Raw genomic sequence first — 24,519 nt, forward strand, 5'->3', positions numbered from 1 at the left:
TCCGGGTCCGGGTCCGGGTCCGGGTCCGGGTCCGGGGGGATCGTTAGGGTCGTCCCATGAGGAGAGAGATACCCGTGACCGAACTGCCGGAGGCCGAGTACCGGCGCGTCTGGGACCGCTTCGACGAGGAGTTCGCCTTCCGGCCCAGCACGAACCCGTTCCAGTGGCCGGCCATCAAGGAGCCCGCCACGTCGGCCACCTGGAGCCTTGCCGCGCTGGACGACGATCCCGACTGCCAGGGTCTGGACCGGCTCGTCGCGGTGGTCCAGGAGGCCCTGGCCTCCTGCGTCGGCCCGGAGGGCACGCTGTTCGCGCTCGACTGGCAGCACACGTCGTACCGGTTCTCGCCGCAGGACGTCGGCGGCCCCGGACGACCGGACTGGCCGCTGAGCCCGTACCCCGACGGGGACTACTACATCTACCTCTCGGACGACTTCCGGCTCGGCAGCTTCGGCCACCCCTGGGAACACACGCTCTGCCTGTTCGGCGGGGAACTCCTGGCCGGAGCGTCCCCGGAGGTCGACAAGGTCCTCGGGCCGCCGATCCGCAGGTCAGGCCAGGTCTGACGAGCCTCGTGAGCCCGGACCGGAGCCGGGGCCGAACCGGCGCCGGTACTCCGACGGGGCGAGGCCCGTCTCGCGGCGCATCAGGGCGCGCAGGTGCGCCGCCGTACCGAGGCCGCTGCTGCGCGCGACCGCGTCGAGGCGCGCCTCGCCCCGCTCGATGAGCCGGCAGGCCAGGGCGACGCGCTCCCCCGTGAGCCAGGCCAGCGGTGTCGTGCCCAACTGTGCCCGGAAGCGGCGGTGGAGGGTCGCGGGGCTGACGGTGGCGCGGGAGGCCAGGACGGCGACCGTCAGGGGTTCGTCGAGGCGCTCCTGCGCCCACGCCAGGACGGGGGCGAGGGACTCGTCGGGGATGTCGGGCACGGGCCGCTCGACGAACTGCCGCTGCCCGCCGTCCCGGTGCGCCGCGAAGACGAGCCGACGGCTGACCGCGTTGGCGATCTCCGCGCCGTGGTCACGCCGGACGATGTGCAGCCCGAGGTCGAGCGCGGCGGCGCTGCCGGCTGCGGTGAGGATGTCCCCGTCGTCGACGAACAGCACGTCCTCCTCCAGGCCCACGGCGGGGAAGCGCTCCCGGAAGGAGTCCGCCCACTGCCAGTGCGCGGTGGCCCGGCGCCCGTCGAGAACCCCGGCCTCGGCGAGCGTGAAGGCGCCGCTGCAGAAGCCGACGAGGCGCGCCCCGCGCGCGTGGGCCCGCCGGACGGCGTCGAGCACCGCCGGGCGGCGCGGCACCTCGACGTCGGGGCGATTGGGGACGATCACGGTGTCCGCCCCCTCGGTCGCCTCCAGACCCGCGACGCCGGAGAGGGTGAAGAACCCGTCCCTCATGAGGGTGTCCGGCTCGGCCGAGCAGAGGCGGAAGTCGTACAGCTCACGGCCGAGTTCGGGCCGTCGCAGACCGAAGACCTCGGTGGCGCACCCCAGCTCGAAGGGGTTGGAGTTCGCGTCCACGATCACGACGACCCGGTGGAGGCGGTCCGGGGACAGCGGCTGCGAGGATGCGTGCGACATGGGGGATTCCTAGCACTCGCACGGTTCGCGCTCCATCGGCGAGGGGGTTCCGGCCCGGGCGGTCGGACGATCCCCCGGCCCGGGCGGTCGGACGATCCCCCGGCCCGGGCGGTCGGGCGTTCCCCCGGCCCGGGCGGTCGGGCGTTCCCCCGGTCAGCACTCGCCGGGGGAACGAAGCCACGCTCGGATGGCCGCCGGGGCCACTAATTGATCTTGAGGAGCTCCACGTCGAAAATGAGCGTGGCCTTGGGCGGAATGGCGCCCGGAACACCCCTGTCGCCGTAGCCGTAGTCGGAGGTGATGGTCAGCTTGGCGCGCTCGCCCAGAGACATCTGGGGGACGCCTTCGTCCCAGCCCTTGATGAGCTCGCCGACGCCGATCTTGCTCACGAACGGCTCGCCCCTGTCCCGGGACGAGTCGAACTTCTTTCCGTTCTCCAGCGTGCCCGTGTAGTGCATCCTCACCACGTCACCGGGCTTGGGAAAGTTCTGGCCGTCCCCGGCCTCGATGACTTCTCTCGTGACTCCCATGCGTTTCCTCTTCTCGGCTGTGAGCGGTCGTAGCGATGGCGACGATACGTACCTGCGAGGATTCGTGCGACATGTGCGATTCCTGGCACTCACGCGGCCCGCGCTCCACCGGCGACGATCCCCGTATGAGCAACGGCAACGATCCCATCGCCCTCGACCAGGCCCTGGCCTCCTTCGACGCCCTGTGGAGCCCCCGCATCGTGACGCACGTCAACGACTACGACGTCCGCGTCGCCAAGGTCGCGGGCGAGCACGTCTGGCACGCCCACGACCACACCGACGAGTTCTTCCTCGTCCTCGACGGCGAGCTGCACCTCTCGCTGCGCGAGCCGGCCGGGGAACGCACGGTCCGGCTCCCCCGGGGCTCGGTCTTCACCGTCCCGCGCGGCACGGAGCACAAGCCGTACGCCCCCGGGGGCGCCGTCATCCTCATGTTCGAGCCCACGGGCACCTCGACGGTCGGCGACCGCCACGACGACCTCCCGGGCCACGTCGACGCCACGACCGGGCACGCGCTCGACGACGTCGTCGGCAGCGCCTGACACGTTGCCGGTACGGCTGCTGCTCGCAGCGAACTCGACATCGCGTGCGTCCGACCGGTTCAGGCGGGCATCGGCTTCAGCTTCTCCGGGCCGCAGCCGATCCGTTCCGCCTCCGCCGCCACGTACCCGGGGAGCAGCGCCCGTGTGAGGTCGAAAGTCCCGTCGTCGAGAGCCCGCTTCTGCTCCACCAGGAAGACCACCGAGCCCGTCCCGCACTTCGCCCGGTAGGCGGCGCGCGTCTCGCTCAACGAGCCGTACCCCTTGAGCCCCTGAACGAGCGAACCGCCCCGCATGACGTCCCGCGCGAAGACGTCGGCGAGCGCCGGGTCCACCACCGTCGTGAACCTGAGGTACGTGTTGGGCTGCATCCAACCCACCTCGCAGACCCGGGCCGGGCCGCCGTCGCCGCCGAACCGCTCCCGCGAGAGCGCCTCGCGCCGCTCGGCAGAGAAGCCGGCGGGCAGCGTGAAGCCCTTGATCCCGCAGAGCGTGTCCGTCCGCCGCGGCTCCCAGTCCGACGCCTCGGGGAGTGCGCCGGGCGCCGAGTAGGTGTCCGTGCAGCCGAGAGCCCGCATCGCCCCGTTGGCGGCGTCCACGGCCGCCCGCGCCAGCGCGTCGCGGTCCTCCTCCCAGTGAGGGAGGTCGGGGTGGCGGTCGACGCCCGCCCGGCCCGAGGCCACGTCGACGACCGTCGCCGCGGAGAAGTCGCGCCGCCGCTCGCCGAAGCAGCTCTCGGGGAGCGCCAGCCAGGCGCGGGAGGTGTTCGCCATCCCGGGCAGCCCCGCGCCGAGGGACACCATGTCCGGCTCCAGGAACTCGGCAGGCCATCGATGGGCGTCCATGCCGTACTGCCCGTCGAGTTCATGGACCCGGATCTCGACCTGGCGGCGCTCGCCGCCCTGGAGGCCGGCCATCCTGCACTGCCCGTACGTGAGCCCGTCGGCGCGCGGAGAACTTCCCAGGTCCTGCTCCTCGGACCGGATCTCGCGGTCCTCGCCGAAGAGGGCGGTCAGGGTCCCCTCGCCGAGCGAGTCCCAGCAGGGTGCGGAGCCGCTCACCAGGGGCAACGTGTCGGTCCGCCAGGCGACGGCCCCCGCCCCGAGGAGCACGCCGACGAGCCCCGCGACGACCGCCACGCGGGCGGTACGGTCCCGCATCGCGCGCCGCAGTGGCGACACGCGCCCCACGTCCTTCTCCTCGGTCGCCTCGGGCTGTTCGTGCACGTCCTGTCCCCCATGTCGAAACCGGCGCCGCCGACGGCGACGGCCCGGAAGAGCCTAGACGGGCAGGCGGGGGGCGTTGTCAGTGAGCGATAGACAACCGGAGTGGAAAACACTCTGAACTTACCCGACTTGCTGCGGCTGATCGACGAGCGGCCGACCGCCTTCCGTGCCGCGGTCGCCGCCGCGCCCAGCCTCGACGTTCAGGTGCCGACCTGCCCCGAGTGGACGCTTGTTCGGAGCCGTAGACGGGTTCGCGACCGAGCGCCACGCCCGGATCGCCGCCGGCCCGTGATTCCCGGCACTCACGCGGCCCGCGACGTCCGACGGGCCTATTGCTCCCAGGCCGCCGCGCCTCGCAGGAGGTGGTGGTCGGACATCCCCGGCGGGCAGGAAAGCGCGTCTCCCTGCACGGTCTTGAACCACTCGTAGCTCAGGAAGACGTAGTCGATCTTGCTGGTCTCGTTCGTGTGCTCCGAACAGGCCGGACTGGCGGTCGCCTCACCGCTGCGGCAGCGGTCCGCCGTCTGGGGGCAGTCGACGCCCGCGAACTGCTCCTTGTCGTTCTCGTCGACCTCCTGGAACCGGCCGGTCGAGCCCGTCCCGTGGTTGTAGAGGGAGTTCATGTCGGCATGGTCGGGAACCTGGTTGAAGTCCCCCGCGAGAACGGCGGGCTCGCCGCCCTGCCTGGCGGCCTCGACGAGCTCCGCCACCTTCGGCACCTGGAGGGCCGTGGTCGCGTCGTGGAAGTCGATGTGGGTGTTGCAGGCCCGGGCCACCCGTCCGTCGAGCTGGGCCTGGGCGCAGAGGAGGATGCGGTCCTCCGTCGGAGTCGTCGGCACCTCGGGGAGGAACGTGACGGTCCGCGTCCCGGCGACGATCGACCCCTCTCCCTTCGAGAAGATCGCAAGCCCGAAACGACGGTCGACCGGGTCCCACTGACCGCAGCCGGAGGCGGACGGCAGCGCCGCACCCCACACCGTGTCGTAGCTGACATCCCCGACGCGCCACTGCGGCGACAGCGCGTCACGGATCAGCTTCCACTGCCCGTAGCAGAGCTCCTGGAGCATGACGAGGTCGGAGTCCCAGGTGTCGATCTCCTTCACCAGGTCGAACACCCACGCGGACCTGCCCGCGTCCGTCTCCGCCGAGAGGGCGCAGCTCGCCCCGCACACGTTGTACGAGATGAAGCGCAGCGGCTTCGCGTCCTGCGGGGTGACGACGTCGGCCTGGGCGGGTCCCGTCCCGGCGGCGAGGAGCAGACCTATCGAGAAGAGCGCGGCGAGCAGCGCTCTGAACGACGCGCGCATGGGCACGTCCTTTCATGATCGGTAATGGACGGCGCATCCTCGCACGGCCGCACGCGCCCGGGGTGTTGTCGGTGGGCGTTGTCAGTGGGTCCTGTCACGATGCCCGCAGAACGCGAGCAGAGCGTGAACAGAGGGAGTGAACACACCATGGGCACCTGGGACATCGGGCCGTTCGACAACGACACGGCCGCCGACTTCTCGTACCGGGTGGACGAGGCCCCGGCGGAGAAGAAGGCGGAGGTGCTGCGCACGGCCTTCCGCGAGGTGATCGAGACCGGCGACGACTACCTGGACTCCGACCTGGCGGTGGAGGCCATCGCGTCGGCGGCGCTCGTCGCGGCGCAGTGCCCGGGCGGGGAGCCCGTCACGACCGCCTACGGCCCGAAGCAGTCGCTGCCCGAACTCCCCGCGGAGTTGCGTCCGCCGGCCGTCGCGGCGCTGGACAGGGTGCTCACCCCGGAGTCGGAGCTCCTGGAGCTGTGGGAGGAGTCGGACGGCGAGGAGTGGAAGGCGGGGGTACGGAAGCTGCGGGCGGTCCTGGCGGGGGCCTGACCCGTCAGTCCACGGGGCGGGGCTGACACGGACTCGGGTGCTTCGGGTCCTGACGCGGGGTGACTGCGGCGGGGTGACCCCGGCCACCGTCGGACGGACCGGCCGGGCCGGGGGCGGGTGAGGGGACGAAGAAGCCCCGCCGGTCGCCCGGCGGGGCTTCGGTTTCATCGAGCCGTCACGATGACTGGTCGTCGTCGTACAGCGCGGCTCGCAGGTGGGCGACCAGGTCGCCGCCCGGCACCTCGGTCCAGTCCGCCCCGGGTACCCCGACCCGCACGACCTCGTAGCGCCCCTCGTCCGGCTCGTGCACCCGAACCTGACGGCTCATCCAGTGCATCGGGTCCACCTGCAGGCGGACGGTGCGGTGGGTCATCGTCGGGAACGCGTTCCGCAGCACCTCGTCCGCGTGGAGACGGAGCAGAAGGCTCCGCTGCCCCCGGTAGTACTCGGACGACAGGAGATTCGCCCACTGCGAGGACGTGGGCTCTCCCGCTTCGAGCGCCCCGGTGAACTCGTCGAGGTCCAGGAAGTCGAACCTCTCCTTCAGTTCGCCGATCGGCACGCCCTCACGCCATGCGGCGATCGCCTCCACGAGCGTTCCGAGATCGTCCGTGGAGCCGATGTCCCAGCCGAAATCGGGGATGTGGGTGCGGAGCCGGAACAGCCGCTCCTCGGCTGCGGTGTCGACCGACAGGTAGCCCCTCGTCGTCTCGATGCCAACGGCGTCGGTGGCCCAGGGCGGCAGGCCGATGTCGCAGCCGCGCAGCTCCGCGGCCTGCCGCAGCGCCGCTACGAGGCCGCCCGAGGCGGCCACCTCCGGGTACAGATCTTCCTTGTGGGCGTTCATGTCCACCTCCTCAGCAGTGGCAGTATCCGATGATCGAGCCCTTCACCGGGGGCATGTCCCCCTTCAACCCGGACAGGTCCGGCATGCTCGTCCGAGGGGCGAGCTCCATGGCCCCGTTCGCCCCTGTCGGCGTGTAGAAGTTGATCGAACTCCACGGACGCTGGCCGTTGACGAGCGCCCTCGCGATCATGGACATCTCGTAGTCCGTGGCCGCTCCGTGCTCGCCGTACGTCAGGCCGCGCTGAGCGGCCTGCACGAACGTTCCCTTCGTGCTCAGCCCTGTCATGTTGATGTGCAGGATCACCTTCGGGTCGGCGACGGCCTTCTCCACGATCTGGGCGAAGTCCTTCGGGGACGAGATGGAGAAGGTGGCGAACTTGTTCGCCCTGGCCCACTCGTCGAGCGCACCGCCCAGCTGCCACCCCAGGGCGACGTTGCAGTTGTGGACGAGGACCGGGGTGACGCCCGCCAGCACGAAGAACGTGTGCAGGTCGTCGACCGTGAGGTCGTGGACCGTGCGCGGCGCCAGACCCGAACGGTCCAGGAGGGCGGTCACCGCGCGGACGGAGCCGTCCGGGGTGCGGAGGCGGTCACCGACGCTCAGGTCGGAGACCAGTGTCCAGCCGCGCTTCGCCACATAGAACTTGTGGCCGGCGGTGCTGGCCAGCTTCCCCCCGCCGGCGACGGTGATGTCCACCAGGCGCCGGGTGTCGTGCGCGAAGGTGTCGGTGACCCGCCGGGCCTCCACCCGGCCGGTTGCCGGGTCCGTGGCCTTGACGAGGTCTCCCACGCCCACCTGGCTGATGGGCCGCTGCGAGCCGTCGGCCATCAGCACCCGGGTGGTCCCGGGGAAGCTGTTCACCTTGCAGGCGGTGAACAGGGCTTCCTCGGCGTTGACGAGGGCGTTGAGCTTGGCGATGGTTCCCGGGTCCAGGTCGAGGGCCTGGAGGGCCTTGAACGCGTCCCGGACGCCCACGCCGGTCTTCATGGCGGCATCCAGGGCCCGGATCCCCTCGAAGACCTTGCCGAACGCCTTGCCGGGGATGAAGTTGCTCGCCGCCCAGGCGCAGCCGCTGATGCTGCCGTGCCAGCAGTCGACGAAGTCCTGGACCAGGACCGCCTTGATGAGCTTGTAGGTGAGGGTCTCCTGGATGAGTTCCAGCTTGGAGAAGTACCGGGTGACGTCCTTCTTCAGGCCCGGGATCCGCTTGCTCTCGATGAGCAGGGTGTCCGCCCTCGGGCACGTGCCGGCGCCGGCGGCCACCTCGGGATCGGTGCAGAGGAAGAAGTCGACCACCGCGCTGAAGGTGACCGTGAAGGTGGTGGTGCAGCCCTCGAAGCCGATGGTGATCACGCACGGGTCGTGCTGCTTGGCGTCGGTGATCTCGACGGTGTCCTCGTCGACGACGTACCACGTGCCGCCGACTCCGGTTCCCGCACCGGTCGAGACCTGTTGGTTCGCGGAGTCGCGCAGCGCTTCGTCGACGGCCTTCTGCGCGTCCTGGGCGTACTTCAGCGCGTCCTTGGCGGCTTCTTCGGCCTCGGTGGCCGCGGTGGCGGCGCGGTCGGCGGCGGCCCGGGCGTCCTTGGCCGACTGCTCGGCCGCGGCGGCTGCCTCGCGGGCGGCCTGGGCGTCGAGGGCCGCCTGGTCGGCGGACTCACGGGCCTGCTTGGCGTAGCCCTCGGCGCGACCGGCGGCCTGGTCGGCGGCGGCGGCGTCCTCGGCGGCCTTGCGGTCGTACTCGACGGTGCGGGCCAGTGACTGCGTGGCCTTCGCGGCGGCCGCGGCGGCGTCGGCCGCGTACCCGAGGGCCTCCTTTGAGTAGCCACGGGCGGTGGCAGCGTGTCCGGCGGCGTTGGCCGCGTACTGGTAGGCGACCTTCGCGTCCCCGGCCGCCTGGTCGGCGAGGCTCTTGGCCGCCACGGCCTCGGTCTGCGCGTTCTTGGCGTGGGCGTCGGCGACGGCCTTCTGCTGGTCGGCGATCGTCTTCGACGCCTGCCCCGTCAGGACGACCAGGCCGGCGGCCGAGTCGGTGGTGACGTAGGGGGAGCCGAGCTGGATCGCGTCGTTGGCGGGCTTGGCGACCTGTACGGCGGCGTTGCCCGCGTCCACGGCGGCCTGGGCGGTGACGTGCGCGAAGCCCGCCGCCTTCGCGGCGGCGGCCAGAGCCTTGGCGGCTTCCTTGCTCGCCGCGTCCGCTTCGGCCTTGGCCGTCCTGGCCAGCGCCTCCGCCTCCTCCGCCAGTCTGACGGAGGCCTTGGCTTCCTCGGCCGCGTGCACGGAGGCCGCAATGGCGTCGGCTGCGGCGCTGGTCGCGGTCTTCACCGCGGCGTCGGCCTTCAGCTTGGCGGCCTGGGCGGCGTCCGCGTTCGCGCGGGACCGCTTGGCGGCCGCCTCGGCGCGGGTGGCCGCGGCGTCCGCCTCGGCCGCCGCCTCGCTCGCGGCGTCCGCCGCGGTACGGGCCCGCCCCGCGGCGGCCTGGGCGTCGTTCGCGTACGTGTTGGCCGCGTCCGCCGCCGCCCTGGACTCCTGGGCGTTGTCGTCGGCCTCGTGGGCCTGGGCAAACGCCTTCTTGGCATCCGCCTTGGCGCGGGCCGCGTCCGCCTTCTGGGCGGCGTCCCACGCGTCGGCGTTGAGGTCGCGGGCGTTGTCGCGCGCCTTGACCGCGTCGTTCTTCCGCGCGACCGCGGTCGCCTCGGCGGCTTCGGCGTTCTCCTTGGCCGTCTGGGCGTTGGCCGCTTCGGTCTGGGCGGTCTGCTTGTGCTGGGCCGCTTCGTTCTGCTTGGCGGCGGCGGTGTCCTTCTCCGCCTTCGCCGTGGCCTCCTCGGCCTCGGCCGCAAGCCGCTTGGCGTGCGCGTCGGCGGCGGCCGCCTTGGCGTCGCCCTCGGCCTTCAGCGCGACGACGAGCTTGGCCTCCGCGGTCTCCTTGTCCTTCTTCGCGTTGTCGCGGTGCAGCTTGGCCCCGTCGGCCGCCGCCTTCGCCTGCAACTCGGCGGTGTGCGCGGCTTCCTTGCGGAACTCGGCGTTGACCTGCGCGGTCTGGGCGAGGGCGCGCTGCGTGATGGTCGCGCTGTCGCCCGCGGCGGCTCGCGTCGCGGCCTCGGCGGTCTCACCGGCCTTCACCATCGCCGTCAGCGCGGCGACGGCGCCCTTGGTGACCTGGGCCTTCTGCTGGCCGACCAGGAGACCACGGCCGCGCGGGGCACCGGCGGCGTCCGCGATGCCGTACGCGGCCTGTACGGCCGTGTCGGAGGAGACGGCCGACTTCTTGGCGTTCTCCAGCTGGGCCTTGACCGCGGCCAGGTGGGTCTTCGCTGCCGCCTGGGCGTCGGCGAGGCCCTTCTTCGCCGCGTCGAACTGCGTCTTGACCGGGTACGGGGTGCTGCCTGCGCCCTTCTCCCCGGTCGGCTTGATCAGGAACTTCTGCGCACTGGTGCCCTTGCAGTCCCAGAGCCGCGTGTCGGTGCTCTTGGTGAACACGCTGAGGTCCAGGCACTTGCCCGTGGTGAGGCTCTTCAGCGGCGAGGCGGCGCGGACGTCGCCCTTCCACGACTGGCCCTTGGTGCTGTAGCAGTCCGTGATCTGGATCTTCGTGCCGTTGGCCGACGCGTTCCCTGCCACGTCCAGGCACTTGAACGAGTTGACGTTGCGGAGGTGGAGGTCTTCCTCGCCGCCCTCAAGCTGCCACTTCTGCGCGGCGCTGCCGTTGCAGGTGTAGATCTGGACCGGCGTGCCGTTGGTCTTTCCGCCGCCCTGGACGTCCAGGCAGTTGCCCGGCGCGCCCGGCACCTGGATCTCCGTGTAGCCGTTGCCGATCCAGCCGACGCCGCCGGGGGTCCAGTGGTCCTGCCAGCGGGTGTAGTAGTCGGCGAGCCACGACTGGCCGAGGAGCAGGCTGAGGGCGTACGTGCCGTCCTGCAGCGCCTTCGCGGCGTCCTTGCCCGCGGTGAGGATCTGCTGCCGCTGCGCGGTCTGGCCGGCGATCTCCTGCTGCCACTCGGTGGCGGCCTGCGCCACCTGCTTGCCGAGGACCTTGTTCGGGTCGATCGGGTCGTGCCACCCACAGGCCCCGAAGCGGGCCTTCAGGTCCTCGACCGCGATCCGGAACTCCGGGCTGTCCGGTTCCGGGGCCGTACGGGGGAAGCCGCCGGAGCCGAGGAAGATGCGGGCGTCATCGGCGAACACCCGGGGCACGAAGTACTGGTTGGGTTCGATCTTCCCGGAGTTCTTCTTCCACAGCGCCCACGCCTCCTGCTCCTTCGCCGTCCCGCCACTGGTGTAGAGCGGGTCACCGATCGCGAGCGCGGCGGCCTTCGTCTTGTCGTCGGCGGTGGGCGAGGAGTCGTAGAAGGGGTTGAACACGTCGAGCGGGGCCCAGTACCCCTGGTTCAGCCACGGGTCCAGCCCGGTCTGCTCGAAGATCTTGTCCGGGTCCCGCGGCGCGTTGGGGTAGGAGTCCAGGCTCGCGGCGCTGGACCACGCGTAGCCCTGCTTCCGGACCTTGTCCAGCCACTGGTCCGTGAGGGTGCTGTCCGCGTTCCGGGCCGCGTGCAGCGGGGTCTTGTCGTCGAACATGTCCCGCTTGAGCTTCACGTGAAGCTGATCGGGCGGCAGGACGAGAGAACTCTGCGCGAGGGCGTGCAGGTTGGGCCCGCCCATGCGCAGGGCCTCGATGGCGATGCACTGGTCCTCGCGCAACTGCTGGGCCGCTTTGGCGTCGTAGCCGTCGTACGAGTCGGCCACCGCCGCCATGTTCAGCGCGGCGTTCGGCACGGCCAGGTCGGGCCGGACGGCCACACCGCTGAGGACCGCCAGGGCGGCGACGGACGTGATGGCTGTGGTGAGCGTGGTGGACGAGCGTGATCTGGAGGTGAACAACCCCGGTTTGAACCGCAAGGAGAGCATCCTTCACAGCGAACGAGGGCAGGCAGGGGTGACCTGGGCGACGTTCACAGTGAGCCGGCATCGCACCATGGCGATGCCGGCCTTCCCCGTGGCGGCACTGTCCCCCCGGACCGCCGATGACGTGCGCGCGTCTCGACGGGATGGTCAGTCCCAGACGCGTGCGACGCTACTTAACCCCGAGTAAACAACGCTCGGCAAGAGTTGACCGCAAAGTCCGGAACGCGGAGGGGAAATCCGCTGGCCGGACACCTCATTGCGCGGCAAGCCGCCGCAGGGCGAGGAAGACGCTCGTGACGGTCGCGGCGACGGCGGTCACCGCGAAGACGAGGAGCCCGGGGTTGACCCACCACGGGACGATCTCCATGCCGTGGCAGACGAGGCTGACGGGCAGCGCGCCGCTGGAGTCCGGGTAGACCTTCATCCCCGCCTTGAACCAGCACGCGTCCTCCGGGAAGAGGAACGGCATGTACGTCAGGCCGTACAGGTGCAGTACGCCGCCCGCGAGGTAGGCGAGCCCGGCGATCCAGGCGGCCTTCTTGGCGGGTGAGCGGCGGGGCCGGGGCAGTCGGGGCTGGGGCAGTTCGTCGCCCCGACGCGCCCGGACCAGTCCGACGAACGTGATCCCCGCCCAGGCCGGCAGGGCGACGGCGAGGATCACGATCCCTATGAGGGTCGCCATGATCAGCGACCGCCGATACGCCCTTCGGCGGCGGCCGTCACGAAGGCCGTGAAGGCGGCGGGGGTGGCGAGGAAGGCGGGGCCTTCGGGGTTCTTGGAGTCACGAACGGCGACGTGGGCGGTGAGGTCGGCGACCTCGATGCACTGGCCGCCGGTGGGGCCGCTGTACGAGGACTTCTGCCAGGCGGCAGTGCCGAGGGGAGCACACTCGATGCACTGGCCGCCGTTGTCGCCGCTGTACGAGGACTTACGCCAGTGCGCTCCCGCCAGGTTCTGGTTGGTCTCCATAGTGTTCCTCCATGACGCGGGTGATCAGCGTGGTCGAGTCCTCCACCGACAGAGCGGCCGCTCGGAGGTGATCGTAACGGAGCGACCCCTCCCTGAACGCGGCCGAATCCACGGTCATATGCCCCTGGACGAAGTCCTCGGTGTAGACGAGGTCGGGGTCGCTCTGGAAGCGGAGAAGGGTGAAGGAGCCGTGCGATCCCGCGTGCGCGCCGACCTCGAACGGAAGGATCTGGATCTTCACCCACTCACGCTCCTGCATCCCCAACAGGTGGGCCAGTTGCTCCCGCATCACCTCCCGCCCACCGATCTCCTGACGCAGCGCCGCCTCGCTCATGACGACCCAGAACAGCGGGGGGTGTTCACAGTCCAGGATCCGCTGGCGCTCGATGCGCGCGGCGACCAGGCCGTCGAGGTCGTTCTCGAACCTGGATCCCATGAGAGCCCGGGCATAGCCCTCCGTCTGGAGCAGGCCGTCAACCAGTTGCGCCTGGAAGATGCAAAGGTACGTCGCCTTCGCCTCCATGTCCGCGTACGGCCTGAACCACGTCGGCAGTTGGCTCTTCAGCACCAGCCCCACCAGCCGGGTGAAGAACCCGCCTGTCATCAGCGCCGCATCCAGCCGCTCCGAGAGTTCCCTGGTCGGGACCTTTCTCGCCGTCTCGATCTGGCCGATCAGCGAGCCGGTGCAGAAGAGGATGTCGCCGAGCTGCGACTGACTTAGCCCGGCGCCTTCTCTCAGGCGGCGGAGTTCGTATCCGTAGTAGTCCAGCGGCGAGGCGCTGGGATCCAAGGCGCGGATGTTGACCACGGCGAGGTCACCCCCAAGCTCACGCGGCGAAGAGTTGTGTTCGGTCCGTTGCCGAGCGTAACCAAACCCGCCCACCCTGGTGGCATGAATCAGGCAACAGACCTCTATCCTGCGGTACTTGCGTCGAGCTACCGCATGCGGTTCACCGTCGGTGAGCACTCCGCCGGTCACATGCGCCGCATCCTCCGCATGTTCCTCACGCGTTGGGAACTCGACCGCCTCGCCGACCCGGCGACCCTCGCGCTCACCGAGCTCGTCGCCAACGTCGTCCGGCACGTGCCCGGCCGCCGGTGCGCGGTCCTGATCCTGCGGGAGCCGTACGGGCTCCGGGTCGAGGTCTCCGACGACGTGCCCGGGGCCGTACACGCGAAGGCGGCTGATCCGCTGGACGCGGGCGGGCGGGGGCTGGTCCTGGTGGAGGCCGTGACGGACCGGTGGGGGGTCGACGAGACGGCCGGCGGCAAGACGGTGTGGTTCGAGTGCGACGCGTAGGGCACGATGGGCGCCCGTACCCGCGTACCCGCCAGTAGGAGTCACCATGTCCGTGCCCGAGCCCGAGATCCTTGCCGCCTTCGAGGCCGCGAAGGGGTTCATGCCCGTCGGAGAGGGGCTCGCGCTGTACGGGGCGGCCACCGAGGCGGCGAAGCTCGGGCTGCCGCTCCTGGAGGTCGGCACGTACTGCGGGCGCTCCACGATCCTGCTCGCCGACGTGGCCCGGCAGACGGGGACGGTCGCGGTGACCGTGGACCATCACCGGGGCAGCGAGGAGCAGCAGCCGGGGTGGGAGTACCACGACGAGACCGTGGTCGACCCGGAGGTCGGGCTCATGGACACGCTGCCGACGTTCCGGCGGACGCTGCGCAAGGCGGGGCTCGAAAAGCACGTGATCGCCGTGGTCGGGCGGTCGCCGCAGGTCGCGAAGGTGTGGGGCGGGCAGCTCGGCCTCGTCTTCGTCGACGGCGGGCACACCGACGAGCACGCCACCAACGACTACGAGGGCTGGGCCCCCAAGGTCGCCCCCGGGGGCCTGCTCGTCATCCACGACGTCTTCCCGAACCCGGAGGACGGCGGTCAGGCTCCGTACCGGATCTATCTCCGTGCGCTGGAGTCGGGTGACTTCGAGGAGGTCTCGGTCACCGACTCCCTGCGGGTGCTTCGCCGCCTGGGCTGACGGGGCCGACGGGACGGCGGCCCGTGACCGTGAAGGCCACCGAGTAGGTCAGTGTCTCCTCGCTGTCCAGGTGGGCGAGGAAGGTCTCGACGGCCCGGTCCGCCGCTTCCGCCGAGCCCCCGAGCGCGCGGGCGATCAGCGGGCGCGCGATGTCGAGCTTCAGGGCCCACTGTTCGCGCTCGACCGGGTCGATCCGGCCGGCGATCAGGTGGTACGGGTCGACCCGTACGTCCAGGTCGGTGAGCCCGGCCCGGCGGGCGAGGGCGAAGAGGCGGCGCCCGGTGTGCGGGTCGAAGCCGGCCGCCGCGAGCGCGTCCGTCACCGGGCCGAGCGTCGCCGTCAGTTCCGGGCCCATCGGGTCGTGCCAGACGAGCTGGCCGTCGAGGTCGAAGAGCACGACCCGGCCGCCGGGGCGGGTGACCCGGGCCATCTCGGCCACGGCCTGCTCGCGTGCGGCGACGTACTGGAGCATGAGCCGCGAGTAGACGAGGTCGAAGGAACCGTCCTCGAAGGGGAGTTCACGGGCGTCGCCCGAGCGCCGGACGAGGGCCGCGCCCTCCGTGTTCCCGGTGCCGGCGGCGAGCCGCTCCGGGTTGCCGTCGAAGGCGATGACCTCCGTCTCGGGCCTGGCTCGGAGGACGGCCTCCGCGATGTGCCCGGGGCCCGCGCCCACGTCGAGCACCCGCCCCGCGCCTGCCGGCAGGGCGGGCAGGACCGGCCCCAGGTACTCCCGTACCCAGCCGTCGGCGTCGACCTTGGCCACCAGCCGGCCGGCCTCGCGCCGGTCCTCCATCAGGTACGGAACGGCCTGCGGAATGGTCTGCGGGACGGCCTGCGGAACGCTCACGGGGTCCTCCTCGGGTGCTGCCCCCGGCCGCGCAGGCGCCGCGCGTAGAGGCTGTCGATGTGCTGGTACAGGTCGGAGTACGCCTCCGCCAGCCAGAGGGCCCTCGTGTACGGGCGGACGCGCTCGGCGCCCGCCAGGAGCAGCCGGTCCAGCGGCGTCGCGGCGGCCACGGGGACGCTGCCGGGTTCGAAGTCCTCGTAGGCGGCGCTCGCGGCACCGATCAGGGCGTCGATGGCCCGCCGTGCCTCGGGTTCTTCGAGCTCGGGCGAGACCAGCAGGTCGCAACGATTCTCCAGAAAGGAGAAGTTGAAGCCCAGCGGGCCGCGGTAGGCGAGCGCGGCGGCCCGGAGCCGGCCCGTCGCGTCGTACTGCACCCAGATCCGCCGGTAGCGGCGCAGCCCGACCAGCCGGTAGAGCCGGTCGACGTCGTCGAGCCGCAGGTCGTCCCGGTCGAGGCCCTCGGCCCGTACGTACACCTCACCGCGGCAGTGGCGGGCGAGCTCGGCGAGTTCGGGGCAGGCCCCGCCGTCGAGCTCGACCACGGGGCGGCTTGGCCGCCGGTCCCGGCCCCGGGTTCCGTCACCGCCCAGGCCCCGGGTTCCGTCACGGCCCAGGCCCCGGGTTCCGTCACGGCTCAGGCCCAGGGCCCCGTCACCGCTCAGGCCCAGGGCTCCGCCACGGCTCAGGCCCCGGGCTCCGTCGCCGCCCGGGCCCCGAGCCTCGTCGCCCTGCCCCAGGGTGCGGGCGAGTGGCAGCGGCACCGTCACGTAGTCGCCCGCGGCGACCAGGGAGCGCTCGGGGCCGAGGCTGTCGGCCATCCCGCCGAAGGCGAGGGCGGCGAAGCGGTTGCCGGGGCTGAACCAGTTCTGCTGGGCGACGTCCTGCCGCTCCGCCGTCCGCACCGCCTGGGCGGCCAGCATCACGGCCCGCCCGCCGAGCAGGGTGCCGGAGCTCACCAGGTGCTGGGTCTGCCAGCCCGCGTGGGTGGACCGCCAGGAGGTGAGGGAGGCCCAGCCGCCGTCCGGCTCGTCGTAACTGGCCACCCAGTGCAGAAGCTCGCCCGCCCGGCGGGCCCGCTGCCAGTTGTCCAGGATGCGGGGCCAGTACGGGGCGAGCCGGGCGCGCTTGGCCGGGTAGAGGAAGCGGGAGCGTTCGTACCGCTCGAAGAGCTCGGCCGGGGGGAGCGCGTTCACCCGGCAGCCGAAGTCGGACCAGGCCGAGGAGGCTAAGGACGCTAATGAGGAGGTGGGGGTGGGTTCGGTGTCGCGGTCCAGGACCGCCGTGGTGTTCATCCGGTGTGCATCCGTCTTCCGGCCCCAGGGCTCGGAGGTCACGCGATCTCGGCTGTCCCAAGATCATCGGACACTCCAACGGCCGCCCCCTCGAAAGGTGACGGCCGTCGGGATGAACATCATGTCGCGCGGGCAGGGTCAGAACCCCGAGGTGACGTACAGGCAGTTGGTGTAGCTGTACCCCGGTTCGATCTTCGCCTTGCTCGACTTGGTGTCACCGGCCGTGGCCGTGCCGGTGGAGACCCGCTTCTGGAGGAAGTGGTAGTCGCCGGCGGGCAGCAGCAGGGTCGCCTTCGGGTACTTCGAGGAGGGACCGGTGCAGGCCTTGATCTTCTTGGAGCCCGCGAAGATCGGGCTCGGGTACTTGGTGCAGGTCCCGCACGACTTCAAGGTGACCTTGCCGGTCATCGGACCGGTGTAGAGCAGCTCGACCTCACCCGGGCCGTCGTTGCTCACCACCATCACCATCCGCGAACCGCCCGGCACGTCGGCCGGGGGCAGCTTCTTGCCCGCCGCGGGCTCCTCGTCGGCGATCTCGGCGGCGATGGCGATGGAGCGGGCGTGCGCCGCGTCCGGACTGCTCGGGTAGTCCTTGGCGTACTGGGTCATGGTCTTGATCGCGTCGTCGAACTCCTTGCTCCGGAACTGCGAGGTCCCACAGGAGAAGTCGCCCCGCTGGACCGCGCCGGCGGCCTCCTTCGCCGCGTCCTCGATCGCGGGGTCCGTCATGTTGTCGAGGGAGGAGCGGAGCTCGCGGAGCTCCTCGGTGGTCTCGCACGGGGTCGCGCCGCCCGTGAGAGCGGTCGTCCGGGTCTTGATCGCCGCCCGGACGGCCGGCTCGACACGGGTCGCCTGGGCCGACTTCGGGAAGGTGTCGTACAGCACGTTGAGGCTCTCGCTGGCCGGCGGATCGGCGGCCTCCACACCGAGCGCGTCCGTCCCGCACTTGAAGAGGGCCTCGGCCAGCGGCTCGTCGGTCTTGGCGGGCCGGGTGCCGAGCAGTTCCTTGTCGACGGTGCCGGCGAGCCCGCGCAGGTGCTTGAGCGGCGCGACGGCCTCGCAGTACGCCTTCTTCGCGTACGGGCGGGAGACCGTCTCGTAGTACGTGTCGAGGCGCGCGGGGACCAGCTTCCCGGCCCGCGAGCCCGCGTGCCTGGTGCCGAGCTCCTGGTAGGTGGCGAGCGCCTTGAGGTAGGTCGGCTCGGCCTTGTCGAAGGTCAGGCCGTCGTCGGCGGACTCGACCAGCGCGTCCGCCGCCGAGAGGCGTTCGAGCAGCGCCTGCTCCTTCGCCTCGTCGCGGGCCGCACCGTACGCGAGCGAGCCGCCCGCGGGCACGGCGAGCAGCACGAGGGCCAGCGGCAGCGCGAGACGGCGGAAGGAGGCGCCGACCCGGAGGGTCGCGCGCAGCCCGCGTCTGGCCCCGTCGGCGGCGACGGCGACCAGGAAGACGCCGTAGCCGGCGAGGAGCCCGAGGGGCACGCCGTCGACGTCGGCGGGGAGGGCCATGACGAGCAGGGCGGCGGTGGCGACCCAGCAGAGCGCGGCGCCGACCCAGTTGCGCAGGAGGACGTAACCGAGGCCCAGGCAGGAGAGGTTGAGCAGGCCGATCATGGCGGCCTGTGCCCCGTTCGCCTCGCCGCGGGGCTGCGCGGGCGGCTGCCCGCCGTCGCCGGGCGGCTGCCCGTACCCGGGCGGGCCGTAGCCCGGCGGCGGCCCGTAGCCGGGCGGGGCGCCGGGCGGCGGAGGCGTCCCGGCACCGGCCCAGCCGGGCGCGGTCGCAGGACCGACGCCGGGAGCCGAGCCGGCAGCGGAATCGGAAGCCTGGCCTGAAGCCGGGCCGGAAGCCGGGCCGGAAGCGGCGGCCGCAGCGGATCCGGGCGCCGCACCCGGCGGCGGGCCGAAGGCCAGCGTGGGCGGCGAGGCAGGCGGTGTGACAGATGTCGCAGGTGGTGCGGCAGGTGCGGCCGGCGTCGCGGGCGCGGGTGGCGCTTCCCAGGGCGCCGCAGGAGTCCGCGGGTCCACCCCGCGACCGTCCCCGACAGGCCGGTCGGCCTGTTCGGGACGTGCGTCGGACGGTTCAGGACGTGCGTCGTTCGGTTCTTCCCCCACCACGGTTCCCCCTCGTGGGTCCATGCGCGGTGACACCCCACCGTCGCCTCTTGTCACCTACCCTTCACGGTCTCCCCACACGCGTCCACCGTTCTGGGAAGCCGGTGACCAAGCTGCGACGTAGGGGTGCGGGATTTCGTCTCATACAGGGCCTAGAGTCGCCGGGTGCCGTACGACCACCGGAAGACCACCCGCCGCACCCTCGCCCTCGCCCTCGCCGCCACGGGCTGCTGCGCCGCACTCGCCGGCTGCGCGGCCTCGCAGGCCTCGCCACAGGAGAACGGGAAGCAGCCGAGCCCGCCGCTCGCCTCCGACGGGCAGCCGACGCGCTCCCCCCTCCCGCCCTCCGCGGCGACCGGGACGGGCACACCGACCGGGACGACGACACCGACCGGAACGACCGCGGCGACGGGGACGAACCCGGTGAAGCCGTCCCTCGCCGGGCGGACCGTCGTCCTCGACCCCGGCCACAACTCCGGCAATTTCCGGCATTCCACAGAAATCAACCAGAAGGTGAACATCGGCGCCACCCGCAAGGAGTGCGACACCACCGGCACCTCCACGAACGCGGGCTACACCGAAGCCTCCTTCACCCTCGACGTCACCCACCGGCTCCGGGACCTCCTCACGGCGCGCGGCGCCAAGGTGGTCCTCACCCACGACGCCGACCGCCCCTGGGGGCCCTGCATCGACGAGCGGGCGAAGATCGGCAACGCGGCCCGCGCCGACGCCGTCGTCTCCGTCCACGCGGACGGATCCGCCGTCGGCAACCGCGGATTCCATGTGATCCTGCCCGCACGCGTACGCGAAGGCTCCGCCGACACCACGAAGATCGTCGACCCCTCCCGCGACCTGGGCGAGCGGATCGCCGACCGGTTCGCCCGTGCCACCGGAACGGCTCCCGCCAACTACCTTGGTTCCGGCACGGGGTTGGACGTCCGCGACGATCTCGGGGGCCTCAATCTCTCAACCGTCCCCAAGGTCTTCGTCGAATGCGGCAATATGCGTGATCCGAAGGACGCACAGCTGCTCACGTCGGCGACGTGGCGGCAGAAGGCGGCCCAGGGGATCGCGGACGGCATCGCCACCTACCTCAAGGGGTAGAACCGGCGGGCGATAGATTCGCTCCGTACGATGGGGCAGCTCCATGCCATCCCCCGTGCCATGACCTGAGCGCCACCCCGACGCGACGACCCGACGAAGGACTTCTTACGTGAATATCCGCTCCCTCACCCGAGGCGATGGCGTGCTGATCGGTGCAGCGGTGGTGCTGTTCATCGCCTCGTTCCTCGGCATTTCCGGCTGTGACGCAACTGAGGCGATCTGCGACCAGATCGAGAACCCGAACTCCTGGGAGATCTCGTACCTCGGCTGGGGGTCCTTCTTCCTGGGCTTCGCCGGCGCCGCGCTCGTCGTCTTCTCCCGCAGCCTGCCGGAGCAGCGCAAGGTGGCCGGCCTGGAGCTCGGCCAGGTCGGTGCCGCGTTCACCATCGCCTCCGCCTGGACCCTGCTCATGTGGGTCTTCGAGTCGAGCAACGCCGGTGCCGGCCTCGTCCTCGGCCTGATCGCCGCCCTGGTCCTGGCCGGTGCGGTCGTCGCAGGCCCGCTGGTCCCGGCCCTCAAGGCTCCGCTCGTCGGCGCGCCCAAGCCGCAGACCCCGCAGCCGTACGGCATGCAGCCGGGCCAGCCCGGCCCGCAGGGCGTCCCCGGTGGCTACGGCTACCCGGGCGCGCAGCACCCGCAGTACGGCGGGCCGCAGGACCCCTCGCAGGGTGCGGGCCAGCCGTTCGGCGCGCAGGCCGCCGCCCCGCAGGCTCCGCAGCAGCCCGAGCCGCAGGCCCAGGCCCAGGCTCAGACTCCGCAGGCGCAGCCGGCCGGGGACTTCACGCCGTTCTGGTTCGCGGTTCCGGTCGCCCGCCCGCTGTACGCGGAGGACGGCTCCCAGGCGCCGATCGCCGAACTGGCCCCGGGTACCTGGTACCTGGCGGTCGAGCAGCGCGGTGCCACCCTGGTGGCCCAGACGCAGGACGGCCGTCGTGGTGTCCTGCAGGACACCACAGGCATCCAGCGCGGCTGATCCACAGCCGTAGTACTGCCGACGGCCCCTCGTCCGGAATCCCTTCCGGACGAGGGGCCGTTGTCGTACAGTCCCCGCATTCGCCTGAACTGACGGAACGTCAGAAAGGATGCGGGGCATGCGACTCGGACTCGCCCTCGGCTACTGGGGCCGCGGCCCCTCCCCCGCCCATCTCGACCTCGCCCGCGAGGCCGAGCGGCTCGGCTACGACTCCGTGTGGACGGCGGAGGCCTGGGGCTCCGACGCCTTCACCGCGCTGACCTGGATCGCCGCCCACACCAGCCGGATCAAACTGGGCACCGCCGTCGCGCAGATGGCCGCCCGGGCCCCCACCACCACCGCGATGCACGCGCTCACCCTCGACCACCTCTCCGGCGGACGGGTCATGCTCGGACTCGGCCTCTCGGGGCCGCAGGTCGTCGAGGGCTGGTACGGGCGCCCCTTCCCCCGCTCCCCGCTGACCGCGACCCGCGAGTACGTGGACGTCGTCCGCCAGGTCCTGCGCCGCGAGGCCCCGGTCCGGCTCGACGGGCGCCACCACTCCCACCCGTACACCGGGACGGACGGCACCGGCCTCGGCAAGGCGCTCAAGCCGATCACCCACCCGCTCCGGGCCGGACTCCCCATCCTGCTCGGCGCCGAGGGACCGAAGAACATCGCGCAGACGCTCACCATCGCCGACGGCTGGCTGCCGCTGTACTGGACGCCCGACCGCTGGTCCGAGGTGTACGCGCTGCCCGAGCGTCTCCCCGAGGGCTTCCTGGTCGCCCCCATGGTCCGCGCCCAGCTCTGCGAGGACGTGGCGGCCGGACTGCTGCCGGTCAAGGCGATGCTCGGCTTCTACATCGGCGGCATGGGCCACGCGGCCCGCAACTTCCACGCCGACCTGATGGGGCGGATGGGGTACGAGAAGGAGGCGAGGCGCGTCCAGGAGCTGTTCGCGGCCGGGCGGCGCGAGGAGGCCGTCCTCGCCGTGCCGGATGCCTTCGCGGACGAGATCTCGCTGGTCGGCCCCCGGGAGCGGATCGCCGAACGGCTCGGGAAATGGCGGCAGGGCCCGGTGACGGACCTCCTCGTCACGTCACCGGACCCTGCCACCCTCCGCCTGCTCGCGGAGCTCAACTCCTAGTACACGCCGGGGTGTCGGTCCTCATACGCGCCGGAGTGCCGGTCATCACCCGCCGCTGAGCTCCGAGGTGCTCGGCACCTTCTCGACGACCTCGGCGCCGGCGCTCTTGCCCGCGTCCTTGACGCTGTTGATGACGTTCTCGAAGGCGCCGACGTCCGCGTCGCCCACCTCGCCCTTGCGGAGCTTCGTCCCGAGCTCCTTGAGCGACTCGATCCCGGCCGTGAGCGGCGCGACCGCCTTCGAGAGCAGCGGGTCGCCCTTGGCGTTGTTCGTCGCCGCCTTGAGCCGGTTGTACGTGAACGCGCCCGCGAGGCCCGCCTTCACCAGCGCGAAGGTCCGGCCGTCCGCACCCTTCTTGAACTTGCCCGCGCGGTAGGGCTTCACGATCCACTGGTAGGTGGCTCCCGCGGCCAGACCCGCGTTGGCCACGAACCGGGTCTTGGCGAGCTTCTGCTGCTCGAAGCTGCTCGAAGCCGTCGGGGTCGCGGCGCCGCTCGCGCTCGCGTCGTCGTCGCCGTTGCAGGCGGCGGTGGTCAGGAGCAGGGCGCAGGACAGCAAGAGGGCCACGACACCGCGGGACACGGACCGGGGTATGGATCTGGGCACGGCAGGACCTCCCTGGGGCTTGTGGCGCCAGCCTCACCCGGGGCACCGGGTGCCGCCACACGAGCGACTCCGAATGGGTCCCGCCCCCGCCCACCACGGAGATCGACTCGGTGCGCGCGTGAAGCGGCCGGTGCGGCCTTCGCCGTCGTGCCGGGCGGAGATCAGCAGCAGTCGGGCGCCAGCCCCACCGGCAGCCGTTCGCCGCCGAAGACGGCCACGGTGGCCTCCTCGCCGCCGAGCGCCGCCACCGCGAGCAGCAGGGAGCCGGCCGTCCAGCTGGTCTGCTCCTCGGGCCACATGGCCTTGTCGCTCTCCGTGTCGCCCTCGAAGACGTACCCCGTCCAGTACATGCCGTTCTCGGCGCGCAGGTGCTGGATGTCCTGGAGGATCGTGAGGGCCCGGTCCGACTCCCCCATCGCCCAGAGGGCGAGGGCGAGTTCGCAGCTCTCGCCGCCGGTGACCCACGGGTTGGGGATCACGCAGCGCACACCGAGACCGGGCACGACGAACGTGTCCCAGTCGGCCTCGATACGGGCCTTCGCCTCGGGTCCGGTGACCGCGCCGCCGAGGACCGGGTAGTACCAGTCCATCGAGTAGCGGGACTTGTCGAGGAAGCGCTCGGGATGCCGGCGGATCGCGTGGCCGAGCGCCCCGGTCGCCAACTCCCAGGCGGGCTGCGGTTCTTCGCGGGTCTCGGCGATGGCGAGGGCGCAGCGCAGAGCCTGATGGATCGACGAACTGCCGGTGAGCAGCGCGTCGTTCACCGGCGTGCCGTCGGCCTCACGCTTCCAGCCGATCTGGCCGCCGGGCTGCTGGAGCCCGAGGACGAACTCGACGGCCGCGTAGACGGCGGGCCACATCCGGTCGAGGAAGGCGTCGTCGCCGGTGGCGAGGTAGTGGTGCCAGACGCCGACCGCTATGTACGCGACGAAGTTGGACTCCCGGCTCCGGTCGGTGACCTGGTCGGGTTCGCCGTCGTGGTAGGCCGCGTACCAGGAGCCGTCGCTGTTCTGGTGCCGGGCGAGCCACTCGTAGGCGCGGGCGGCGGCGGCGTGCTCGCCGGCCGCGTCCAGGGCCATGGCGGCCTCGGTGTGGTCCCACGGGTCGAGGTGGTGGCCGCGGAACCAGGGCAGGGCGCCGTCCTCGCGCTGGACGGCGAGTATCCCGGTGACGGTCTCGGCGGCCTGCTCGGCGGTGAGCACTCCGGGCAGGACGAGGTGCTCGGCGATCCGCTCGGGAGAGGTCACTGGGTGTCGGCCTTGGGCAGGTGGGGCTTGGTCGCGTACGCCACGAAGCTCTTGCCGACGACCGGGTTGAGCAGCTGCTCGGCGACCCGGGTCAGGGCGGGCTTCTTCATGATGTCCCAGACCAGGAGCTTGTGGTACGCGCGGACCGGCAGCGCCTTGTCGTTGTCGACGCCGAAGGCGCACTTCAGCCACCAGTACGGCGAGTGCAGGGCGTGCGCGTGGTGGGTGCCGTACGGCTTGAGGCCGGCCTGCCGGATCTTGCCGAGGAGCTCGTCGGCCTTGTAGATGCGGATGTGGCCGCCCTCGACCTCGTGGTACGCGTCGGAGAGCGTCCAGCAGACCTTCTCGGGGCCGTAGCGCGGGACGGTGATCGCGATCCGGCCGCCCGGCTTGAGGACGCGGACCATCTCGGCGAGGACGCCCTTGTCGTCCGGGATGTGCTCCATGACCTCGGAGATGATCACGACGTCGAAGGACTCGTCGGGGAACGGCAGGTTGAGGGCGTCGCCCTCCATCGCGGTGGCGGTCGCGCCCGCGGGGGCCTCCCCGGCCTCCTTCATGGCCGCGAACCACTTGGCGACCTCGCGGATCTCCTCGCCGTTCTGGTCGAGGGCCACGACCTGGGCACCACGCCGGTAGCACTCGAAAGCATGCCGGCCCGCACCACAGCCCAGATCGAGCACACGGTCGCCGGGGGCGAGCGGGAAGCGGGTGAAGTCGACGGTCAGCACGGGGTCGTCCTGCTTTCGGAGTTGACGGAGGTTGTGGGCAGTCGTTCCGCCGGAC

The 24,519-nt window shown here is 71.6% G+C and carries 23 protein-coding genes; 8 read left to right on the forward strand and 15 right to left on the reverse strand.

The window, feature by feature from the left end; translation table 11 throughout:
• Positions 1 to 74: 74 nt before the first annotated feature.
• Entirely contained in the window at positions 75 to 566 is a 492-nt protein-coding gene (locus tag OG462_RS14790; protein WP_406057901.1) for a DUF2716 domain-containing protein, read from the forward strand.
• Here the strand turns inward: OG462_RS14790 and OG462_RS14795 are convergent.
• A complete protein-coding gene (locus tag OG462_RS14795; protein ID WP_406057902.1) occupies positions 552 to 1,574 on the reverse strand; it encodes a GlxA family transcriptional regulator in 1,023 nt (340 codons plus the stop codon). The two genes, OG462_RS14790 and OG462_RS14795, sit on opposite strands and share 15 nt — an antisense overlap.
• A gap of 203 nt (positions 1,575 to 1,777) precedes the next feature.
• Positions 1,778 to 2,104 carry an FKBP-type peptidyl-prolyl cis-trans isomerase gene (locus tag OG462_RS14800; protein ID WP_395360347.1) on the reverse strand — a complete coding sequence of 109 codons (327 nt, stop codon included), beginning with the start codon at positions 2,102 to 2,104 and terminating at the stop codon, positions 1,778 to 1,780.
• A gap of 125 nt (positions 2,105 to 2,229) precedes the next feature.
• On the opposite strand from OG462_RS14800, the gene OG462_RS14805 reads away from it, so the two are divergent.
• A complete protein-coding gene (locus OG462_RS14805; protein WP_406057903.1) occupies positions 2,230 to 2,646 on the forward strand; it encodes a cupin domain-containing protein in 417 nt (138 codons plus the stop codon).
• Between the two features lie 59 nt (positions 2,647 to 2,705).
• On the opposite strand, the gene OG462_RS14810 is transcribed toward OG462_RS14805, so the two are convergent.
• Together OG462_RS14810 and OG462_RS14815 are read right to left on the reverse strand one after the other, a co-directional pair.
• On the reverse strand, positions 2,706 to 3,869 hold the full coding sequence (locus OG462_RS14810) for a hypothetical protein (protein WP_406057904.1): 1,164 nt from the start codon (positions 3,867 to 3,869) through the stop codon (positions 2,706 to 2,708).
• A 329-nt stretch (positions 3,870 to 4,198) separates the two neighbouring features.
• On the reverse strand, positions 4,199 to 5,176 hold the full coding sequence (locus OG462_RS14815) for an endonuclease/exonuclease/phosphatase family protein (protein WP_406057905.1): 978 nt from the start codon (positions 5,174 to 5,176) through the stop codon (positions 4,199 to 4,201).
• A 147-nt stretch (positions 5,177 to 5,323) separates the two neighbouring features.
• Here OG462_RS14815 and OG462_RS14820 point away from each other — a divergent pair, with 147 nt between their 5' ends.
• Positions 5,324 to 5,728 carry a DUF4259 domain-containing protein gene (locus OG462_RS14820; protein WP_406057906.1) on the forward strand — a complete coding sequence of 135 codons (405 nt, stop codon included), beginning with the start codon at positions 5,324 to 5,326 and terminating at the stop codon, positions 5,726 to 5,728.
• A 175-nt stretch (positions 5,729 to 5,903) separates the two neighbouring features.
• Here the strand turns inward: OG462_RS14820 and OG462_RS14825 are convergent, their stop codons facing one another.
• From OG462_RS14825 to OG462_RS14845, 5 genes are all read right to left on the reverse strand, one after another.
• Positions 5,904 to 6,575, reverse strand: coding sequence for a hypothetical protein (locus tag OG462_RS14825; RefSeq protein ID WP_406057907.1), 672 nt, complete (start codon positions 6,573 to 6,575; stop codon positions 5,904 to 5,906).
• 10 nt (positions 6,576 to 6,585) lie between these two features.
• The gene (locus tag OG462_RS14830) at positions 6,586 to 11,235 is read right to left on the reverse strand and encodes a ricin-type beta-trefoil lectin domain protein (RefSeq protein WP_406066542.1); all 4,650 of its coding nucleotides are present in this window, start codon (positions 11,233 to 11,235) and stop codon (positions 6,586 to 6,588) included.
• A gap of 496 nt (positions 11,236 to 11,731) precedes the next feature.
• Positions 11,732 to 12,160 (reverse strand): hypothetical protein, encoded by a 429-nt coding sequence (locus OG462_RS14835; protein ID WP_406057908.1) that lies wholly within the window; start codon positions 12,158 to 12,160, stop codon positions 11,732 to 11,734.
• 2 nt (positions 12,161 to 12,162) lie between these two features.
• The gene (locus OG462_RS14840; RefSeq protein WP_406057909.1) at positions 12,163 to 12,447 is read right to left on the reverse strand and encodes a DUF397 domain-containing protein; all 285 of its coding nucleotides are present in this window, start codon (positions 12,445 to 12,447) and stop codon (positions 12,163 to 12,165) included.
• Positions 12,407 to 13,255, reverse strand: a complete 849-nt coding sequence (locus tag OG462_RS14845; protein WP_406057910.1) for a Scr1 family TA system antitoxin-like transcriptional regulator — start codon at positions 13,253 to 13,255, stop codon at positions 12,407 to 12,409. The genes OG462_RS14840 and OG462_RS14845 overlap by 41 nt, the downstream gene beginning before the upstream one ends.
• Positions 13,256 to 13,339: 84 nt before the next feature.
• Here OG462_RS14845 and OG462_RS14850 point away from each other — a divergent pair, with 84 nt between their 5' ends.
• Together OG462_RS14850 and OG462_RS14855 are read left to right on the forward strand one after the other, a co-directional pair.
• Positions 13,340 to 13,747 carry an ATP-binding protein gene (locus OG462_RS14850; protein ID WP_406057911.1) on the forward strand — a complete coding sequence of 136 codons (408 nt, stop codon included), beginning with the start codon at positions 13,340 to 13,342 and terminating at the stop codon, positions 13,745 to 13,747.
• 46 nt (positions 13,748 to 13,793) lie between these two features.
• Entirely contained in the window at positions 13,794 to 14,426 is a 633-nt protein-coding gene (locus OG462_RS14855; RefSeq protein WP_406057912.1) for a class I SAM-dependent methyltransferase, read from the forward strand.
• Here OG462_RS14855 and OG462_RS14860 read toward each other — a convergent pair.
• The 3 genes from OG462_RS14860 to OG462_RS14870 form a co-directional block, all read right to left on the reverse strand.
• Positions 14,389 to 15,273: a methyltransferase domain-containing protein gene (locus tag OG462_RS14860; protein WP_406057913.1), complete on the reverse strand. Its 885-nt coding sequence runs from the start codon at positions 15,271 to 15,273 to the stop codon at positions 14,389 to 14,391. The two genes, OG462_RS14855 and OG462_RS14860, sit on opposite strands and share 38 nt — an antisense overlap.
• Complete coding sequence (locus tag OG462_RS14865; protein ID WP_406057914.1) at positions 15,270 to 16,565, reverse strand: hypothetical protein; 1,296 nt, start codon at positions 16,563 to 16,565, stop codon at positions 15,270 to 15,272. The genes OG462_RS14860 and OG462_RS14865 overlap by 4 nt, the downstream gene beginning before the upstream one ends.
• 138 nt (positions 16,566 to 16,703) lie before the next feature.
• Positions 16,704 to 18,176, reverse strand: a complete 1,473-nt coding sequence (locus OG462_RS14870; RefSeq protein ID WP_406057915.1) for a hypothetical protein — start codon at positions 18,174 to 18,176, stop codon at positions 16,704 to 16,706.
• A gap of 663 nt (positions 18,177 to 18,839) precedes the next feature.
• Here OG462_RS14870 and OG462_RS14875 point away from each other — a divergent pair.
• The 3 genes from OG462_RS14875 to OG462_RS14885 all read left to right on the forward strand — a co-directional run bounded on the left by OG462_RS14875 (position 18,840) and on the right by OG462_RS14885 (position 21,880).
• Positions 18,840 to 19,778 carry an N-acetylmuramoyl-L-alanine amidase gene (locus OG462_RS14875; RefSeq protein ID WP_406057916.1) on the forward strand — a complete coding sequence of 313 codons (939 nt, stop codon included), beginning with the start codon at positions 18,840 to 18,842 and terminating at the stop codon, positions 19,776 to 19,778.
• Between the two features lie 109 nt (positions 19,779 to 19,887).
• The gene (locus tag OG462_RS14880; RefSeq protein ID WP_406057917.1) at positions 19,888 to 20,751 is read left to right on the forward strand and encodes a DUF5336 domain-containing protein; all 864 of its coding nucleotides are present in this window, start codon (positions 19,888 to 19,890) and stop codon (positions 20,749 to 20,751) included.
• A 118-nt stretch (positions 20,752 to 20,869) separates the two neighbouring features.
• Positions 20,870 to 21,880 (forward strand): LLM class F420-dependent oxidoreductase, encoded by a 1,011-nt coding sequence (locus tag OG462_RS14885; protein WP_406057918.1) that lies wholly within the window; start codon positions 20,870 to 20,872, stop codon positions 21,878 to 21,880.
• Between the two features lie 45 nt (positions 21,881 to 21,925).
• Here the strand turns inward: OG462_RS14885 and OG462_RS14890 are convergent, their stop codons facing one another.
• The 3 genes from OG462_RS14890 to OG462_RS14900 form a co-directional block, all read right to left on the reverse strand.
• Positions 21,926 to 22,486 (reverse strand): hypothetical protein, encoded by a 561-nt coding sequence (locus OG462_RS14890; protein ID WP_406057919.1) that lies wholly within the window; start codon positions 22,484 to 22,486, stop codon positions 21,926 to 21,928.
• 161 nt (positions 22,487 to 22,647) lie between these two features.
• On the reverse strand, positions 22,648 to 23,733 hold the full coding sequence (locus tag OG462_RS14895) for a prenyltransferase (protein WP_406057920.1): 1,086 nt from the start codon (positions 23,731 to 23,733) through the stop codon (positions 22,648 to 22,650).
• Complete coding sequence (locus OG462_RS14900; RefSeq protein WP_406057921.1) at positions 23,730 to 24,464, reverse strand: class I SAM-dependent methyltransferase; 735 nt, start codon at positions 24,462 to 24,464, stop codon at positions 23,730 to 23,732. The genes OG462_RS14895 and OG462_RS14900 overlap by 4 nt, the downstream gene beginning before the upstream one ends.
• Between the last annotated feature and the right edge of the window lie 55 nt (positions 24,465 to 24,519).

This window comes from Streptomyces sp. NBC_01077, from assembly GCF_045162855.1.
GTDB lineage: Bacteria > Actinomycetota > Actinomycetes > Streptomycetales > Streptomycetaceae > Streptomyces.